This is a genomic window from Epibacterium sp. ABZ3_068 (assembly GCF_056159265.1).
Map to the genome: position 1 here is coordinate 1,369,756 of NZ_JBSWUV010000001.1, position 18,103 is coordinate 1,387,858.

19 protein-coding genes are annotated in these 18,103 nt (G+C 54.8%); 13 read left to right on the top strand and 6 right to left on the bottom strand.

Annotated features, from left to right (window positions below; all coding sequences use genetic code 11):
- Positions 1–72: 72 nt before the first annotated feature.
- Both ACXAEW_RS06485 and ACXAEW_RS06490 read left to right on the top strand, forming a co-directional pair.
- A complete protein-coding gene (locus ACXAEW_RS06485; RefSeq protein ID WP_474940549.1) occupies positions 73–759 on the top strand; it encodes a response regulator transcription factor in 687 nt (228 codons plus the stop codon).
- Between the two features lie 185 nt (positions 760–944).
- Complete coding sequence (locus ACXAEW_RS06490) at positions 945–1,733, top strand: exodeoxyribonuclease III (protein WP_474940550.1); 789 nt, start codon at positions 945–947, stop codon at positions 1,731–1,733.
- Between the two features lie 99 nt (positions 1,734–1,832).
- Here the strand turns inward: ACXAEW_RS06490 and ACXAEW_RS06495 are convergent, their stop codons facing one another.
- Positions 1,833–2,354, bottom strand: a complete 522-nt coding sequence (locus ACXAEW_RS06495; RefSeq protein WP_474940551.1) for a DUF6653 family protein — start codon at positions 2,352–2,354, stop codon at positions 1,833–1,835.
- Between the two features lie 75 nt (positions 2,355–2,429).
- On the opposite strand from ACXAEW_RS06495, the gene ACXAEW_RS06500 reads away from it, so the two are divergent.
- From ACXAEW_RS06500 to ACXAEW_RS06510, 3 genes are read left to right on the top strand one after another with little or no spacing between them, the layout of a single operon-like run.
- Positions 2,430–3,353 (top strand): tetratricopeptide repeat protein, encoded by a 924-nt coding sequence (locus tag ACXAEW_RS06500; protein WP_474940552.1) that lies wholly within the window; start codon positions 2,430–2,432, stop codon positions 3,351–3,353.
- Between the two features lie 30 nt (positions 3,354–3,383).
- Positions 3,384–4,025 carry an LON peptidase substrate-binding domain-containing protein gene (locus tag ACXAEW_RS06505; protein ID WP_474940553.1) on the top strand — a complete coding sequence of 214 codons (642 nt, stop codon included), beginning with the start codon at positions 3,384–3,386 and terminating at the stop codon, positions 4,023–4,025.
- Complete coding sequence (locus ACXAEW_RS06510) at positions 4,022–4,210, top strand: Trm112 family protein (RefSeq protein ID WP_474940554.1); 189 nt, start codon at positions 4,022–4,024, stop codon at positions 4,208–4,210. Before ACXAEW_RS06505 ends, ACXAEW_RS06510 begins: the two co-directional genes overlap by 4 nt.
- A gap of 27 nt (positions 4,211–4,237) precedes the next feature.
- Here the strand turns inward: ACXAEW_RS06510 and ACXAEW_RS06515 are convergent, their stop codons facing one another.
- Positions 4,238–5,464, bottom strand: a complete 1,227-nt coding sequence (locus tag ACXAEW_RS06515) for an FAD-dependent monooxygenase (RefSeq protein ID WP_474940555.1) — start codon at positions 5,462–5,464, stop codon at positions 4,238–4,240.
- 111 nt (positions 5,465–5,575) lie between these two features.
- Between ACXAEW_RS06515 and ACXAEW_RS06520 the strand changes: the two genes are divergently transcribed.
- The 4 genes from ACXAEW_RS06520 (at position 5,576) to ACXAEW_RS06535 (ending at position 11,867) form a co-directional block, all read left to right on the top strand.
- Complete coding sequence (locus ACXAEW_RS06520) at positions 5,576–6,904, top strand: amidase (protein WP_474942996.1); 1,329 nt, start codon at positions 5,576–5,578, stop codon at positions 6,902–6,904.
- Positions 6,905–7,009: 105 nt separating this feature from the next.
- The gene (locus tag ACXAEW_RS06525; protein ID WP_474940556.1) at positions 7,010–8,191 is read left to right on the top strand and encodes an aminotransferase class I/II-fold pyridoxal phosphate-dependent enzyme; all 1,182 of its coding nucleotides are present in this window, start codon (positions 7,010–7,012) and stop codon (positions 8,189–8,191) included.
- 115 nt (positions 8,192–8,306) lie between these two features.
- Positions 8,307–11,234 carry a DNA translocase FtsK gene (locus ACXAEW_RS06530; RefSeq protein WP_474940557.1) on the top strand — a complete coding sequence of 976 codons (2,928 nt, stop codon included), beginning with the start codon at positions 8,307–8,309 and terminating at the stop codon, positions 11,232–11,234.
- A 45-nt stretch (positions 11,235–11,279) separates the two neighbouring features.
- Entirely contained in the window at positions 11,280–11,867 is a 588-nt protein-coding gene (locus ACXAEW_RS06535; RefSeq protein WP_474940558.1) for a LolA family protein, read from the top strand.
- Positions 11,868–11,933: 66 nt separating this feature from the next.
- On the opposite strand, the gene ACXAEW_RS06540 is transcribed toward ACXAEW_RS06535, so the two are convergent.
- Complete coding sequence (locus ACXAEW_RS06540) at positions 11,934–12,521, bottom strand: transglycosylase SLT domain-containing protein (RefSeq protein ID WP_474940559.1); 588 nt, start codon at positions 12,519–12,521, stop codon at positions 11,934–11,936.
- A 209-nt stretch (positions 12,522–12,730) separates the two neighbouring features.
- Between ACXAEW_RS06540 and hspQ the strand changes: the two genes are divergently transcribed.
- Positions 12,731–13,057, top strand: a complete 327-nt coding sequence (hspQ, locus tag ACXAEW_RS06545) for a heat shock protein HspQ (protein WP_474940560.1) — start codon at positions 12,731–12,733, stop codon at positions 13,055–13,057.
- Between the two features lie 57 nt (positions 13,058–13,114).
- Here hspQ and ACXAEW_RS06550 read toward each other — a convergent pair whose 3' ends face one another.
- The 3 genes from ACXAEW_RS06550 to ACXAEW_RS06560 all read right to left on the bottom strand — a co-directional run bounded on the left by ACXAEW_RS06550 (position 13,115) and on the right by ACXAEW_RS06560 (position 15,696).
- Entirely contained in the window at positions 13,115–14,692 is a 1,578-nt protein-coding gene (locus ACXAEW_RS06550) for a gamma-glutamyltransferase family protein (RefSeq protein WP_474940561.1), read from the bottom strand.
- 186 nt (positions 14,693–14,878) lie between these two features.
- A complete protein-coding gene (locus tag ACXAEW_RS06555; protein WP_474940562.1) occupies positions 14,879–15,316 on the bottom strand; it encodes an ATP-binding protein in 438 nt (145 codons plus the stop codon).
- Positions 15,317–15,351: 35 nt separating this feature from the next.
- A complete protein-coding gene (locus ACXAEW_RS06560; protein ID WP_474940563.1) occupies positions 15,352–15,696 on the bottom strand; it encodes an STAS domain-containing protein in 345 nt (114 codons plus the stop codon).
- A gap of 92 nt (positions 15,697–15,788) precedes the next feature.
- On the opposite strand from ACXAEW_RS06560, the gene ACXAEW_RS06565 reads away from it, so the two are divergent.
- From ACXAEW_RS06565 to ACXAEW_RS06575, 3 genes are all read left to right on the top strand, one after another.
- On the top strand, positions 15,789–16,961 hold the full coding sequence (locus tag ACXAEW_RS06565; protein WP_474940564.1) for a thiolase family protein: 1,173 nt from the start codon (positions 15,789–15,791) through the stop codon (positions 16,959–16,961).
- 108 nt (positions 16,962–17,069) lie between these two features.
- Positions 17,070–17,681 (top strand): helix-turn-helix domain-containing protein, encoded by a 612-nt coding sequence (locus ACXAEW_RS06570; RefSeq protein WP_474940565.1) that lies wholly within the window; start codon positions 17,070–17,072, stop codon positions 17,679–17,681.
- A gap of 25 nt (positions 17,682–17,706) precedes the next feature.
- Entirely contained in the window at positions 17,707–18,078 is a 372-nt protein-coding gene (locus tag ACXAEW_RS06575; RefSeq protein ID WP_474940566.1) for a GFA family protein, read from the top strand.
- Positions 18,079–18,103 lie beyond the last annotated feature (25 nt).

The window sequence follows — 18,103 nt, forward strand, 5'->3', positions numbered from 1 at the left end:
GTGAGAGAGGTGACAGAAGGCTTGCCGATCACGGGCTGGCTGCGCATGTGTGAACAAAAAGGAGGTTCGCCTATGGCACAACTTAAGAAAATCCTGCTGGTCGATGATGATGAGGACCTGCGCGAAGCACTCAGCGAACAGCTGATCATGACCGAGGACTTTGATGTTTTCGATGCGGATTCAGGTCAGTCGGCTATGGAACGGGTCAAAGAGGCTTTGTATGACCTGATAATTCTGGATGTGGGGTTGCCTGATACCGATGGCCGCGAGCTTTGTCGCCTGATGCGCAAGCAAGGTGTAAAGGCACCCGTTCTGATGCTGACCGGCCACGACAGTGACGCAGATACAATTCTGGGTCTGGACGCGGGTGCCAACGATTACGTGACCAAACCGTTCAAGTTCCCGGTTCTCCTGGCGCGTATCCGCGCACAATTGCGTCAGCATGAACAATCAGAGGACGCCGTTTTTGCACTGGGTCCATATACGTTCAAACCTGCAATGAAGCTCTTGGTCACTGAAGATGACCGCAAGATCCGTCTGACGGAGAAAGAGACAAATATCCTCAAGTTTCTGTATCGTTCCACCGATGGCGTTGTTCCGCGCGATGTGCTTTTGCACGAAGTCTGGGGATACAATGCCGGTGTAACCACCCATACGTTGGAAACCCATATCTATCGCCTGCGCCAGAAAATCGAGCCGGACCCGTCCAATGCGCGTCTTCTGGTGACTGAATCCGGCGGGTATCGACTGGTTTCGTAATGATGGGTGCCATTCGCGAAGGCGGGGTATTTGTCTAACCTCTTTTGACTATTGGGCCGGGCATGCCCCGGCCGGTTTTCTGGTAGTAATCATTTAAGTAGATCTCACGTGCGACTTTGGCTGGCGCGTGAGGCAAACTGCGGGCAGTATCGCGCGCAAATTTGTTCTTTAGAATTGGAACTGTCATGGGTTTTACGCTGGCCACCTGGAATATTAACTCGGTCCGACTGCGCTCTCCGATTGTGCAGAAGCTATTGCAGGAAGAAGGACCGGATGTCCTGTGTCTTCAGGAAACCAAATCGCCCGTCGAAAAAATCCCGCTCGAGGATTTTGCCGCGTTGGGATATGGTCACATGGTGGCACGAGGGCAGAAGGGGTATAATGGCGTTGCCATTCTGTCCCGCTTACCGATCAAGGAAGCAGGGAGCGAGGATTTTGCGTCTCTTGGGCATGCGCGCCATATCGCAGGTGAGTTGGAAAATGGTGTGGTCATCCACAATTTCTATGTTCCTGCCGGCGGAGATGTGCCTGATCGGGAGCAGAATGAGAAATTTGGCCAGAAGCTCGACTACCTGACTGAGATGCGGGACTGGTTCCATAATAGCGCGCCCCAAAAGTCTATTCTGGTTGGCGATTTGAATATCGCGCCGCGTGAAGATGATGTCTGGGATCACAAAAAACTTTTGAAAGTGGTTAGCCACACGCCAATTGAGGTGGAGCACTTCGCTGAAGTTCAGGATTCCGGGAATTGGGTAGACGTTACGCGGAATGATATTCCGGATGGTCGGCTTTACTCCTGGTGGAGCTATCGGGCGCGCGATTGGGATGCGGCGGACAAGGGTCGTCGGCTGGATCACGTGTGGGCGACAAAGGACATTGCAAGCGCCGGCCATTCCAGTCGAGTGCTGCGGGACGCGCGTGGTTGGGAGAAACCCAGCGATCATGCACCGGTCTTTGCAACTTTTGATCTTTGACCCAAGCGCTGACGAAAGGCGGTGCGCTCCCGCCCGTTGTGAGACAATCAAAGATTGCCCACGCCCGTTGGGCCAAGCGCCGCGCATGCGCGCGGCGTCTCAGCGATCCCAATCCGCGTAAGTGGACGAAGTTGATTTCATATCCTGATAGAGCCAGACCATTCGGTCGACAAACCAGAGCTTTGCGCCCATGGATAGCGTCAGTCCAAACAGGATGAACCCCCAGTCCATTTGCCACAGGCCGTAGATCCAGGGAATCAAGCCAAGTCCGGAGACCGCGGCAAGGACCTTGGCCCATGCCATATGGTGATCTGGTATTGGCACATTTGTTTGGTTCAGCAGCACCCGTTCTCCAAACGTGCCATGGGATGCCCAGCCTTCTGTGGACACAGGTCTTTCGAAAGCACGTGGGTTCCACCAGGTCCAGAACACGACCATTCCCACTGCAACCAGCGCCCACCAGCCGAGCCAGACGTGTGAAACGACCGCCAATGTCATCAGCGGAAGGATCGACAGCCGACTGTAGACGCTAAGCGGATTGGCATGGCGCTGCCACGTGTCTTCGTCCATCGACATGCTCCGCGCGCTGGCACGCAGTATTTTCGACCAAGTTGCCGGCATAGGGAAACTCCCCCTTGGTTTCTGTCGCGTCTCCTTTCATATAGGGAGCAAGTTCGAAATGGAGAACATACAGAGATGGATATTCTTGGCAGTACCGCCCCCGCCGCTGATCTGATCAAAGACGTGAGCGAAGCCACGTTCATGCAGGATGTGGTCGATGCCTCCATGACCACCCCCGCTATTGTTGACTTCTGGGCCCCGTGGTGCGGTCCGTGCAAGACGCTTGGCCCGATGCTTGAAGCAGCTGTGACCAAGGCAAATGGCTCGGTCACCATGGCCAAGATCAACGTCGACGAAAACCAGCAGCTGGCTGCCATGTTGGCGCAGCAAGGTTTGCCGTTGCAGTCGATTCCAACGGTTGTCGCTTTCTATCAGGGGCGTCCGGTGGATATGTTCCAAGGTGCGGTTCCGCAGTCTGAGATCGAAGCTTTTGTGAAACGCCTGGCCGAATCCGCAGGCGGCTCTGCCGACGGTGGTTTGGCAGATGCGCTTGAAGCTGCTGAGCAGATGTTGGAAGAGGGCGCAGCGGAAGATGCCGCGCAAACCTTTGCAGCCATCATAGGTGAAGATGACAAATCCGCGGCCGCATATGCCGGTCTGGCCCGCGCGCACATTGCTTTGGAAGACATTGATCAGGCAGAAGCTGTCCTGAATGGGGCTCCTGCTGAAATCGCGGAGGCTGCGGAGATCGAAGCGGTACGGGCGCAAATCGAGCTGGCACGCCAGGCCGCAAATTCTGGTCCGCTGGATGAGTTGCAGGCAGCCGTCGATGCTGATCCGTCAAACCATCAGGCACGTTTCGACCTGGCACAGGCGATGCACGCTGCAGGAGACGCGGAGGGTGCTGTTCGTGAGTTGTTGGAGTTGTTTAGGCGCGATCGAGAATGGAATGATGGCGCGGCAAAGACGCAGTTGTTTACAATTTTTGACGCGCTTAAACCCAATGATCCGGTTGTTTTGAACGGTCGGCGCAAATTGAGCTCGTTGATATTTGCCTAACGCGGATGGCGCGCTACTGTTGTTAGCATCATGATTAAGGCTGCTGACCTGCCAGAGACACTTGCTATTTTCCCGCTGCCCGGTGCGCTCCTGCTGCCTCGGGCTCGGTTGCCACTGCACATATTTGAACCGCGATACCTGCAAATGTTGGAGGATACGCTCAAAACCAGCGGACGTTTGATCGGCATGGTGCAGCCCTGTTCCAATCGGAATAAAGAGGAAGCTCTTCATTCCATCGGGTGCGCGGGACGTGTTACGCAGTTTTCTGAAACCGAAGACGGGCGGTATATGATCACCCTGTCGGGTGTGTCGCGGTTCCGGATCGCGGCAGAGGTGAATGGGTTTACCCCATACCGCCGATGTGAGGTGATTTGGGACGGGTTTGAGCGCGATCTGGGCCGATGCGAAACCGATGAGCGGTTCGATCGCGGCAATTTTTTACAATTGTTGGAACGTTTTTTTTCCTTCCGAGACCTTTCAGCCGACTGGGATGCGTTGAAGGATGCGGACGAAGAGCTCTTGATAAATTCATTATCAATGATGCTGGAGTTCGACCGAGAGGATAAACAGGCCTTGCTTGAGGCGCCTTGCCTTGCCACAAGGCGCGAAACCTTGACCACTTTGATCGAATTCGCCCTGCGCGGCGGTTCCCAGGAAGAGATGCTGCAATGACTGAGCAATTCACCCCCGCATTTGATCGCCGTATGCTTGAAGTTCTTGTCTGCCCGCAAACACAGGGCTTGCTGGAGTATGATGCAGAGGCACAGGAATTGGTGTCCAAGTCAGCAGGCCTGGCGTTTCCGATCCGCAATGGCATACCGGTGATGTTGGTGGATGAGGCGCGCGCGCTCGACTAGGGCGCGCAGTTTTTTCGCCAGATCCGATCAGATTGGTTTGCCCTGCAGTAATCGGGGGAGATCGCCGGTGAGGCCGGCCGCTTCGCGCATGAAGCCACGCCGCAACGCTGGCATTGAATTTACCAGACCCATCCCGATGTCGCGCCCCAGTCGCAGCAGTGGGTTGTCGTTGGAGAACAGCTTGTTAAATACGTCGGTTGCTGAAGCCAAAGTTGCCGTGTCAAAGCGGCGCCATTGTTGGTAACGTTCCAGAACCAAGGGGCTTGCGATGTCTTCGCCTCGACGTTTTGCTTCTGTGAGAACCTCCGCAAGGGCGCCGACGTCTCGCAATCCGGCATTCAAGCCTTGCCCGGCAATCGGGTGCATACCATGAGCCGCATCACCAATCAGCGCAACACGGGGCGCAATAAAGCTGTTCGCGATAGTAAGGTTCAGCGGGTATTTGAAGCGCTGTCCGACCAGTCGGATCTCTCCAAGAAAATCGCCGAAGCTTGGGCGCAGCGCATTTAGAAATCCTGCATCATCCATCGCGTGAATTTCCAAGGCCCGCGTGGTTCTTTCGCTCCAGACGATAGATGACTGATGTCCGGGAAGCGGAAGTATGGCCAACGGCCCGGATGGCATGAAATGTTGGTGAGCAATCCCGTTGTGAGGCAGGTCATGTTCGAGCGCGCAGACCAATGCCGTTTGCCCATAGTCCCACCCCGTGCGCTTGATCCCTGCGCGTTGGCAGGTACCGCTTGCCCGTCCATCCGCTCCGACAAGCAAGTCAGCCACAAGCGTTTCGCCATTGTCCAACGTGACTGAAATCGCCTCTCTTGCGGCGTGCTGATCAACAACTTTGCAATCGTTGCGTAGTGTGATCGCAGGGTTGCGTTCCACTGCAGACATCAACGCGCTGCGAAGGTAGCGATCTTCAACCATATAGCCCATCGGGCCTTCTTCGATCTCGGTATGGTCAAAATGTAAAAAGAACGGAGAAGGGGTGCGGCCTGGCGCACCGTCACTTACTTTGATCTCATTCATCGGCTGACTATGGCTAGCAACTTCGGACCAGATGCCAATTTGCGCCAACAGCTTCTGAGAGGCGAGAGCCAATGCATAGCCGCGCCCGTCAAAGCTCTCATTCTGTCGCACAGCCTGAGGCAAAGCATCAATCACAGTGATGCTATGTCCGGTTTGGGCCAATGCTAATGCCAAGGCGGGGCCATTTAATCCGCCACCAACGATGATGATATCGGTTCTCTTGCTCATGCTTTGCAATATGCGCTTGTGAAGCGGTTTGTCCATGAGCCATGGTGACGCTTGTGACGGATCGCCCATAAAAAGATCCAAGACCCCATGGGTAAAGAGAAGGCAAATGAAATGAACGACTGGCTCACAATGACAGCCGGCGCGCTGAGCCGTGGTATCGCTGCAGGCGAGATTTCGCCCTTGGCGTTGACCCGAACTTATCTGGATGCAATCGACAGGCATCCCCTGCGCGACAAGATTTTTACGGTGGTGACCGCAGACCGCGCACTGGCAGAGGCAGAAGCGGCGGACAAGCGGGCCAAACTGGGCTTGCGTCGTTCTCTTGTTGATGGTGTCCCGATCAGTTGGAAAGACATCTTTGACAGTGCGGGCGATGTGACAGAGGCCGGATCTGATCTGTTGAAAGGCCGGATACCCGAAACCGATGCGGTGGTTTTGCAGCGGGCCTCTGCCTTTGGGGCGGTGTGTCTGGGTAAAACACAAATGAGCGAGCTTGCATTTTCGGGTCTTGGGCTCAATCCGGTCAAAGAGACTCCCCCCTGTGTCAATGACCCGGAAGCTGTGCCCGGAGGGTCGTCGTCCGGTGCGGCGGCGTCAGTTGCACATGGGCTCTCTGTATGCGGAATAGGGTCTGACACGGGCGGATCCGTGCGCATTCCATCGGCCTGGAACGATCTTGTTGGCCTCAAAACGACGGCGACGCGGATTACAGCCGACGGTGTTGTGCCGCTGTGTCTGACGTTTGACACCATTGGACCGCTGGCGCGGTCAGTGGAAGATGCTGCGCTTTATCTGGGTATCCTCGAAGAAGGAAAGGTCGCGGATCTGCGCGGCGTGGACCTGAAGGGGGCCCGTTTCGCGGATCTGCAGAGCATTGCGCAGGATGATCTCGCGCCTGAAGTTGCATCGGCTTACACATCTACTTTAGATCGCTTGCGTGACGCTGGCGCGACGGTTGTACCGTTTCAAACGCCTGATGTCGCAGAGGCACTCTCGCTGTCGGCCATTCTTTACACCACCGAGGCTTATGGCCTTTGGAAAGACAAGATCGAAGCCGCGCCGCACCTGATGTATGCAGAGATACTGGAACGGTTCCGCTCCGGTGCTGGTTTTTCAGGTGCGGATTATGTTGCCGCCTGGGTGCGCCTGCGGGAGTTGCGTCAGAATTGGAACGCTTCCATTGCTGGCTTTGATGGGGTTTTGATGCCGACCTCCCCCATAATGCCGCCGAACGTTGAACGGCTGAACTGCGACCATAACTATTATGTGAGATCCAATCTGCTGGCCTTGCGCAACACTCGGATCGGAAATCTCATGGGGTCGTGCGGCCTGTCCTTACCAACCGGCGTTCCAAGCTGTGGTTTGCAGATTTTGGCAAAACCTTTTGAAGAGGAAGCACTGCTCCGTGTTGGTGCGGCGGTGGAAGCTGCTCTGGCGTGAATGTCACATCTCCAGTGCCTAAACCATGGGCGCTGGATTTTTTGTTCTTGGCTCTGTAACCTATAGGGAAACGGGGCGAGATGATCCCGGACCTGAGGCCTTGAAATGATTAATCCTGAGCGGTTTGCCAACTTGCCGACCTATGCGTTTCCGCGTCTGCGGGAACTTTTGGACCATCACACGCCGGGCGGCGAAGTGGTGCATATGACCATTGGCGCGCCCAAACATGACTTCCCCAAATGGGTGACTGACGTCATTGTTGAAAATGCCGCTGGGTTTCAAGGCTATCCGCCAAACGAAGGCTCGGATGAACTTCGGGGCGCAATCAGCGGGTGGATCCAGCGCCGTTATGATGTGACGATGGACCCAGCAACGCAGGTGATGGCTTTGAACGGCACCCGGGAGGGGCTGTACAACGCAACAATGGCGCTGTGTCCTGAGGAAAAGAACGGTGAAAAGCCTGTTGTTCTGATCCCGAACCCGTTTTACCAAGTCTATATGGTTGCAACCCTGTCCATTGGTGCAGAGCCTGTTTTTGTGCCTGCAACCCTAGCAACAGGTCACCTGCCGGACTATGCGAGTCTGCCGCCTGACGTTCTGAACCGTACGGTTGCGGCTTACATCTGTTCACCGGCGAACCCACAAGGTGCCGTGGCAGATGAGGCATACTGGAAAACGCTCTTTGCATTGGCTGAGAAATACGATTTCCGGGTCTTCGCCGACGAATGCTACTCTGAAATTTACCGCGATACTCCGCCGGTGGGTGCACTGACCGTCGCACAAGAGGCAGGCATCGACCCAGAGCGCGTAACCCTGTTCAATTCGCTCTCGAAGCGCTCCAATCTTGCTGGGCTGCGCGCTGGATTTATCGCTGGCGGGCCTGATACGGTTCATCGGGTGAAAAAACTGCGGTCTTATGCCGGCGCGCCGATGCCGGAACCTCTGCAGGCCGCCGCCGCACGTGTCTGGGCCGATGAGGCGCATGTGATCGAAAACCGGGCTCTGTATCAGGAGAAATACAGAATTGCGGATGCCGTATTTGACGGAGTGGACGGCTATTGCGCGCCAGAAGCAGGGTTCTTCCTGTGGCTGCCTGTTGCCGATGGTGAGGCGGCTGCGCTGAAACTGTGGCAGGAAACCGGCGTTCGCGTTATGCCGGGTTCTTATTTCGCCCAAGGTGAAAAAGGGTCCAACCCTGGCGAAGGATACATTCGTGTGGCACTGGTCGCGCCCGCAGAAGAGACAAAACAAGCGCTGATCAAACTGCGCAACTGTCTCTACGCATAAAACAGAGCCTTTCGTCCGCAACAGGCACCAGCGTGCGGAGGGCAACAAAAACAACAAAGGCCCGTAATACCTGTGATACAGCAGGAGGGTCGGTATATGAGGAACCGAGGTAGGCATGGCATTTCAAACCAGAAGCCGGGACCCGCTGTTAGATAGTGAGATGCAGGCAGCGGTTGAAAAACGCGGCAAAGAGCTTTTTGGCTTGTTGCTGATTGGTTTCGGCTTGGCCGTGGCGGCCATGATTGGATCCTACACACCGGATGATCCGAACTGGTATGTGTCCACTGATGCGCCAGCACAGAACTGGTTGGGCAGTCTTGGAGCCTCGATTGCGCATATCCTATATCTTGGCCTCGGCTTCGGGTCCTGGGCCATTGCTGTGACACCCGTCGTCTGGGGAGTGCGTTTTCTTCTCCACCGAGGTGAAGAACGTGCCATTCCTTGGCTGCTGATTTCTCTTTTGATGCCGATTGTGCTGGCTGTCTACGTGTCCACACTGCCGCCCGGGCCAGTTTGGAGCGCAAACCACAACAGTGGACTTGGAGGGCTTCTGGGGGATTTTTTCCTTGCGATGCTGCTCTTGCTTCTTCCGTTGGCACCGGTTGTTGGAGTTAAGCTCCTGTCCATGGCACTGGCGGTTCTTGTGGTTGTGCTGTCGGCCTTTACGCTTGGCTTTACCCGTTCGGAACTCTCCAGACTGGGCCGCTTTCTGATCATTGGGGTCATCATAACTTACGGAGCGGTTGCGACTTTGCTGGGACGCGGAGCGTCGTCCAGTGTTCAGGCGGCTATGGCCTATAGCGCACGCCGCAAGGAACAGCAGGCCGCACGGAACGCGGAAATCCAATCTGCCCAAATGGCAGCAGCGGATGCTGTTCTGGACGACGAGCCCTATGTTGACGACACTTATGAAGAAGACGAAGAGGTGAGCCCGACCAAAGGTGGGCTCTTTTCTCGTGTGCCCGGTCTGATGCGCCGCGCAGAGCCACAGCTGGAAATGCCGGAACCTGAACTGGTGGAGCAGACAGCAGACATCGAATTGGATGAATTACCGGGGCAGGAACGGATATCGGCCAAGATCGCGAAGGCTGTTCAGATTCGTCGTTCAGCCAAAATGGCGCCCGAAGAAGATCCGAACTTGCCACTGACCAAAGGGCGCGGCAAACGGCCGGCGCCGCTGATTTTCTCTCCGCAGCCAAGTGTTGAAAGCCGCGTTGAACCTCCATTGACGGCCAGTAGCCAAACGATGCCGCCGGTGCCTGACGAAAATGGCCCCTTCACGGAAGAGGCGCCCTTTGAGGATCCGCAGTCCTTTGCGCGCGAGGTGCAAGAGGTCTCGGATGAAATCCTTGAACCGTCTCCCGAGGTGTCGACGCCACCGCGCACAGCGGAGATTGTTGAATTGCCGCGTGCTGAACCACCTCGAAAAGTTGTTGTGGACAAACCCGCGAGAAAGGCACCTGAACCATCGGTCCGAGCGAAAGCAGAAGCACAGCCGCGTCTTGCATTTGAGGACGGCGGCAGTGACTTTGAGCTTCCGCCCCTGAACCTTTTGACCAACCCAACAAACATACAGCGCCACGTTCTTAGCGATGAAGCGTTGGAAGAAAACGCGCGTATGTTGGAATCCGTGCTTGATGACTACGGCGTAAAGGGGGAGATCGTTTCGGTTCGCCCCGGTCCCGTTGTCACCATGTATGAACTGGAACCTGCGCCGGGTCTCAAGGCCAGCCGCGTGATTGGCCTTGCCGACGACATTGCGCGCTCTATGTCCGCGCTGTCTGCACGGGTTTCCACCGTTCCTGGCCGTTCAGTCATTGGTATCGAACTGCCGAATGAAAACCGCGAAATGGTAAGCTTCCGCGAGATTCTGTCCAGCCGGGATTATGGTGATGGTAACCAGGCTCTTCCGCTGGCCTTGGGCAAAGACATTGGTGGTGGTGCGGTGGTCGCAAACCTTGCCAAGATGCCCCACCTTTTGATCGCGGGTACAACCGGTTCCGGTAAGTCCGTTGCGATCAACACCATGATCCTGTCGCTTCTTTATAAACTTTCACCGGATGAATGCCGCTTGATCATGATTGACCCCAAGATGCTCGAACTGAGCGTCTATGACGGTATTCCACATCTTCTGTCGCCGGTTGTGACTGACCCGAAGAAGGCCGTCGTGGCCTTGAAGTGGGTGGTCGGAGAGATGGAAGATCGCTACCGCAAGATGTCCAAAATGGGCGTGCGGAATATCTCTGGCTATAACGGGCGCGTCGAGGATGCTCTCTCCAAAGGGGAGATGTTCAGCCGTACTGTGCAGACCGGGTTTGAGGATGAAACTGGCGAACCGGTGTTTGAAACGGAAGAGTTTGAACCGAAGAAACTGCCGTATATCGTTGTGATTGTAGACGAGATGGCTGACTTGATGATGGTGGCAGGTAAGGAAATTGAAGCCTGTATCCAGCGTCTTGCACAAATGGCCCGGGCGTCAGGTATCCACCTCGTCATGGCGACGCAGCGTCCGTCGGTAGACGTCATTACCGGTACAATCAAAGCAAACTTCCCTACTCGTATTTCCTTCCAGGTGACATCCAAAATCGACAGTCGCACCATTCTGGGCGAGATGGGTGCTGAACAGCTCCTCGGGATGGGCGACATGCTCTACATGGCAGGAGGATCAAAGATCACCCGGTGCCACGGCCCATTTGTGTCGGATGAAGAGGTGGAAGAGGTTGTAAATCACCTTAAACAATTCGGTCCGCCAGATTATGTCGGCGGTGTTGTCGAAGGCCCTGATGATGAGAAGGCTGACAATATCGATGCGGTATTGGGGCTGAACACTGGTGGGAACACCAATGGCGAAGATGCGCTTTATGATCAGGCCGTTGCAATTGTAGTCAAGGATCGCAAGTGCTCCACCTCTTACATCCAGCGTAAACTGGCGATTGGTTACAACAAGGCCGCACGGCTGGTGGAGCAGATGGAGGACAACGGTCTTGTCACGCCTGCTAACCACGTTGGGAAACGCGAAATTTTGGTGCCTGAGCAGGAATAAGCCGACCCCCTTTGAATCTCAAAGGGAAGGCATATCTTTTAGAACATGAAACAGTTTGCATACGCACTTGCATTTGTCGCCTGCGCCCCGGCGGCGTGGGCCGCTGAAAAGCTCAGCCTGAATGAAATTTCAGGCTATCTAAATGGTCTTAAAACGGCGGAGGCGTCGTTTACTCAGGTCAATGACGACGGCAGCCTGTCTACGGGCAAGCTTTACCTGCATCGCCCCGGTCGGATGAGGTTTGAATATTCTGGCCCAGACGCGCCCGTGGTTGTTGCCAGCGCCGGCGCCGTTATGATTCAGGACCCGAAATCCAATCAACCACCGGAAACCTATCCGTTGCGTCGTACTCCGTTGTCGGTAATTCTGGCACGCACCGTGGACCTGAACCGTGCGAATATGGTTGTGGGGCACAGCTTTGATGGTACCGCAACGGTTGTGCGCGCTCAGGATCCGGAACATCCGGAATATGGAAGTATAGACCTCAGCTTTACGGGTAATCCGGTGCAGCTGCGCAAATGGGTGGTGAACGACGATGCCGGCGGTCAAACCACCGTCTTACTGGGATCGTTGGAAACCGGAATGAAGCTGAGTTCCAAACTGTTCACGGCTCAGAGAAATACAGATCGTTAAACTGACCACATAGATCAGAAAATAAGCCCACCGTTTTCTTTCGGTGGGCTTTTGTTTGCGGATTCATCAGCGAAACTTGCGGCATGTCGCCAGTTGCACCTGATAGTCCTGAGCGCGTGCTTCCACGTTGCTGGCTACTCGCAGCAGCCAAGACTTGCTGCGATACGACCCACGCGCAAAACCGCTGTGGCCCTCGTGATAAGCGAGGTATTGGTTACGCGCGTCCCAAAGGGACACACCGTTCTTTTGACGAGTCTGGTTCATGTACCAGCCCATAAAATCGGTGGCGTCCTTGATTCTGTCCCGTCGGGCAAAACGACGCCCGGTTGCATCGCGGTAATCATCCCAGGTCCCGTCCAATGCCTGGCTGTAACCATAGGCGCTGGATTGTCGTCCAGCGGGGATGACGCCAAGTATATATTGATGTGGAGTGCGAGCTTTGGATCGAAACTTGCTTTCCTGATGAATGGTCGCCATCTGAACGTGAACCGGCACACCCCACTTGCGTTCGGTTTCCTTGAACGCTTTCAGGTACTCAGGTTTTTGCGAAATGATGCTGCAAGCGTTGTCCAAATCTCGCGGGGGCGTATTTCCGCCGCCACCGCACGCCGCCACAAGCAGCACCACTATCATGGCGCATATTACTCTGCTCATTTGCCTGCCTATCTTTGTTTTGTCCTTATTTTACAGGATCTGCGGGCAATATAAACCACTTTCGACAGGCCGTGGCAAAGCTGTGATCGGTCACTCGAAAACGCACTGTGTTAAAGCACTTCACAGACTGTTTCCCTGTTTCAATGTGGCAAAAGTTGGACAAAATCTAAATTTTTAAGTTAGAACTAATATACAAAAGGCAGAGAGCAATGTTGAGAACACACGCTAAATACAAGCTGGGTCAGATCGTTCGACACCGCAAGCATCCGTTTAGGGGCGTGGTTTTTGATGTTGATCCCCAGTTTTCCAACACCGAAGAATGGTACCAGGCGATTCCAGAGGGCAGCCGCCCGTCCAAGGAGCAGCCGTTTTACCATCTGTTGGCAGAGAACGACCAAAGTTTCTATGTCGCCTACGTATCCGAACAGAATTTGATTGCCGATTATTCTGGTGAGCCTGTTGAACATCCGGACGTTCCAGACATGTTTGGTAATTTTGATGGTGCCGCTTATGCGCTGCACTACCAGATGAACTAGACGCTTCGTCGAAACGCTGATGAAGGTGTGCGGGGCAGGCTCATGCCCCGTTTTGTGTCAGTAGCCCAATGCGCAGCCATCTTTGCGGGGATCGCTGGCACCTTCCAGAACGCCGCTATTGTGGATGCGAATTGCTTGTGAGCCGCCCAAGGGTGTGCCAGGCACCTCGATCTTGTGGCCCATGTCCGAGAGTTTCTGTTGAACGGACGGATCATAGCCTCGTTCAATCTTGAGGACTGCGCCGTCAGCAAAGGCACGCGGGGCGTCCATCGCAGCCTGCGGATCCAGTCCAAAGTCACAAAGGTTTGAAACAAGCCGCGCATGGCCGGCGGGTTGGTAGGCCCCCCCCATCACGCCAAATGGCATTGCGATCTTCCCGTTTTCGCGCAGCATCCCTGGGATAATAGTGTGCATCGGGCGTTTGCCACCAGCGAGTTCATTTGGGTGTCCCGCGCGCAGGTTAAAACCGGCACCTCTGTTCTGAAGGAGGATGCCAAATTTCTCAGAGGCGATACCTGATCCAAAACCGTGATAGATCGAGTAGATCAATGAAACCGCCATTCGGTCGCGATCGACAACTGTAATATAGACCGTGTCTTTGTGGACCGCTTCTGAGAGGGGAGCCGGGGCAGGCATCACGGTTTTAGTGTCGATCAAAGCAGCCAATTTTGCAGCGGTGTCAGGTGACAGCATGTGCTCCAGCCGAGTTGTATAGTCTGGATCGGCGATAAACCGGTTACGTGCATCATAAGCAAGTTTTGTGGCTTCGGCCTCGATATGTATGCGCTCAGCACCCCACGGGTCCATGCCTGCAATGTCAAATTGCTTTAATATGTTGAGCAACAGGATTGCAGTTGCACCCTGACCGTTTGGCGGGTGCTCGACCACGTCAACGTTTTTGTACGTGCCTGAAACTGGGGTTGATGAAGTGGCTCTGGTGTTCGCAAAATCCTCTGCGGTATGTACGCCGCCTTGTGCCGACAGTGCATCCAGCATGTCTTCGGCAATTTCACCTGTATAAAAGGCGTCTCGTCCATCGCGGGCAATGCGGCGCAATACTTCTGCCTGCCCTTGGGCGCGGAATATCTGGCCGACCTTGGGGGGGGCTCCCGCCAACAGGAAATGGAGGCGGGCGGTTGCGTTAAGGCTCTTACTGTCAGTGGCCCAATCGAAGGCGACCCGCGGAGCAACCGGTACACCAGACTCAGCATAGTGAATGGCCGGTTGCAGAATCGCATCCAGCCCCAAGACGCCTTCGGTTTCGCTCAGATGGCAGAACGCGTCAATTGCACATGGAATTGTTACAGCTTCGGCCCCATGAACCGGGACCTCTGACAACCCTCTCTCCCGCAGATCAGCAGCCAGTAACGCAGCGGGCGCGCGGCCGGACCCGTTCAGAGCACGGATCTCTGTTTCGCCTGGTCTGTTAAAGAGAACAAAGCAGTCACCGCCGATTCCCGTCATTTGTGGTTCACAAATTCCAAGAAGTACGGCACCGGCAATAGCGGCATCCATTGCATTGCCACCTTGTTTCAGAATGCCAATCGCAGCTTGGGCTGCCAAAGGATGCGATGTCGCACATATTCCGTTCTGGGCCCAAACTCCGGACCGGTGTGGTTTGTGAAAATCGCGCATGCCTCAGTCTCCCATCTTCCTTGCGTTACAGAAGGCCAATGTGCCTATGCTGTCGAGAGTGACGCAAGGTTACAAAAGGCTGCAGCCTCTCACATCTGAGTATGTCGAGGGAGACGGTTCAACTGTGGTTGCAACATGAACCCTTTGTGGCCTGGGTCATGCCCGGTTTTGGGAAGCGTGACCCGGTCAGACGGAGTTGATTTGAATTTCGAAGCTGAGCAACAGATTGTTTTCACCGTCACTCCGCTCGTATTTTATGTCGCTTGTCAGCTTCCGAATTAGGAACCATCCAAAGCCACCTTCGGGCAGTTGTTCGAGGGTACCATCCAAATTCTGGGGCTTCCCAGCAGGCAGTTGACCATCTGGCAGGGGCGCACCTGCGTCACGGATAAAGATTGAAAGTTTCTCGGCTTCTAATGTGCATCGAATATTGACGTCGCCGGGAGCATGTCCAGCATACGCATGTTCTACAACGTTGTTTACCGCTTCGGCCAAGGCGATTTGTACTTCGCCAATCCGGGGTTCCGGCAGACCGTGGTTGCGCAACTGATCAACGACTGAACTGATGCCTGTTCGGGCTTCGAGTTCTGTTGCCGTAAACGAGCAGGCGAAAGTTTCTTCCATCGGCAATACTCTTTGGGGCGGACTATGCAACGGGATCAGTTATTCGCAACTATTCCACCTGTGGCGTCGTCAAGCGTTGCATAGAGGCTGAACACAGTATCCATTCGGGTCAATCTAAAGACTTTGTCTACAACTGGAGTCAGGCCCGCGAGGTCCAATTTACGACCAGAACCCAGCTGTTTCATGGCTGCTACGATTGCTCCAAGACCGCTGGAGTCAATAAATTCGACCTTTGACAGGTCGAGGATCACGCGCTCCGGACCGCTGTCTGTTTGGCTGCGCATATCTTCTTTGAATTGAATTGCCATGGCGGCGTCGATACGCTCCGCATTGACAGTGACCACTTGGGCGCCGTCGATCAATGTACTGGTCAGAGTCATGGTATCTCCCGGTAAGTAGTAACCTTTAGCGTAATCTATCGGCTAAATCTTTCTATCGGGTAAGAGTTTCACCTAAAATTGGAGGAGATTGAATGGGAAACGTTGTTATTTGTGGCGCAAGCCGAACGCCAATGGGCGGATTTCAGGGCATGTTCTCGGACGTGTCGGCCGTGGATCTTGGAGGGGCGGCAATTCAGGCTGCTTTGAGCGACGCAAATACGGAAAGTGTTGACGAGGTTCTGATGGGGTGTGTCCTATCCGCCGGCCTGGGTCAGGCTCCGGCGCGGCAGGCTGCATTCAGCGGCGGCCTGAAGGACAATGTGCCCGCGACAACTCTCAACAAGATGTGCGGCTCAGGTATGAAAACCACTATGATGGCTTTTGACCAGATCGCTCTTGGCCACGCCGAGCTGATGATCGCCGGCGGTATGGAAAGCATGACAAATGCGCCTTATCTCTTGCCCAAAATGAGAGGAGGCGCGCGCATTGGTCATAGCCAGACCCAGGATCACATGTTCCTGGATGGTCTGGAAGACGCCTATGACAAAGGGCGCTTGATGGGCAGTTTTGCGGAAGATTGCGCCGAAAAATACCAGTTCACCCGCGAGGCACAGGATGAATACGCGCTTCAGTCTTTGTCGAATGCGCTCAGCGCTCAGGAGACCGGCGCATTTGAAGGTGAGATTACCTCCGTCACCCTGCAGACGCGCAAAGGGGAAACATCTATTGATGCCGATGAGCAGCCAAAAAACGCGCGGCCCGAGAAAATCCCTACTCTACGGCCCGCGTTTCGAAAGGATGGAACCATTACGGCTGCCAATGCATCCTCCATTTCAGATGGCGCCGCCGCTCTGGTCCTGGCATCCGAAGATGTGGCCAAGTCAAAAGATCTGAACATACGGGCAAAAATTGTTGGCCACGCCAGCCATGCGCAAGCTCCGGGTTGGTTCACAACCGCGCCTGTCCCTGCAGCGCAGAAACTTATGGATCGCATTGGCTGGACGACTGAGGACGTTGATCTATGGGAGGTCAACGAGGCTTTTGCAGTTGTCCCGATGGCGTTTATGCGCGAACTGGGGATCCCGCGCGAAAAGGTTAACGTAAACGGTGGAGCCTGCGCATTGGGGCACCCCATTGGGGCTTCCGGTACACGAATCATCGTGACTTTGTTGAATGCGCTTGAAAAACGCGGACTGAAACGTGGGATTGCTGCGATCTGCATTGGGGGCGGCGAGGGGACCGCGATTGCAATCGAGCGGATCTGACACCGTACTAATGACCAAAAATTAATCACGGAAGGCGCTCTCATTGTGGGAGCGCCATGTCTTTCGGATGGGGGCGTGAAAAAAAACTTGAAAATTTCACGAAGTTCCATGATTGTGAAAAAAGAAGCAAAAATTTCACGGGAGTTGCAAGTGAACGCTCTGTCCAGACCAAACGAAACTCTTGGAGCAGACATACGTGCGTTGCGCAAAGCGCGTGGTCTGACCTTGACCGATTTGGCAGAGCAGCTTGGGCGTTCTGTTGGCTGGCTCAGTCAAGTTGAACGAGACAAATCAGAGCCAAGCATTTCGGATTTGCGCCTGCTGGCCAGCTGCTTGGATGTTCCCATGTCGATGCTGTTCTCTCATTCTGCATCGCCTGTGCCCGAACAAGGTTACATCGTCCGTGCAGGCGCACGCCGTGCCATGGGATCAGGTGAGGAGGGTTTGTTCGAAGAGCTCCTTTCTCCTGATCTCACTGATGACTTTGAGATGGTGCATTCTACCTTTGCCGCCAAGTCGTACATGCAGCTCCCGGCAAATCGCCCAACTCAGGAAGTGGGTTACATGATTTCCGGGCGTCTGGATCTTCGCATCGGTGAGCGACAGTTCACTGTCGGACCCGGAGACAGTTTTCGCATCCGCCATGAGCCTTACCAGTGGGCCAATCCGTACGATGAAGCTGCGGTTGCCATATGGGTCATCGCACCGCCCGTCTACTGACATTGCCGTTCTTTGGAGAAGCGCCATGATCACCGGTAGTTGCCTGTGTGGCCAAGTTAAATTTCAGACCGAGGCTGAACCAACTGCAGCAAGCATGTGTCACTGCCGCCAATGCAGCAAACAATCGGGTGGCGTTTGGGCCTCAGCGCAAGTCCATGAAGATGCCCTGTCCATCACTGGCAGCCTGTCTTGGTATGAGGCCTCCCAAACCGCAAAGCGTGGTTTCTGTGCACGTTGTGGTTCGTCTTTGTTCTGGAAAGCCCATAACGAAGATCAAATCAGTTTTGCCCTTGGGGCCGTAAATGCTCCGACCGGCATCACATTGGAAAAACACATCTATACGGCCGAAAAAAGCGACTATTACACGATCGCAGACGGCCTGCCCCAAAAACCTTAGACCCCCTCTAACCTCAATATGGATG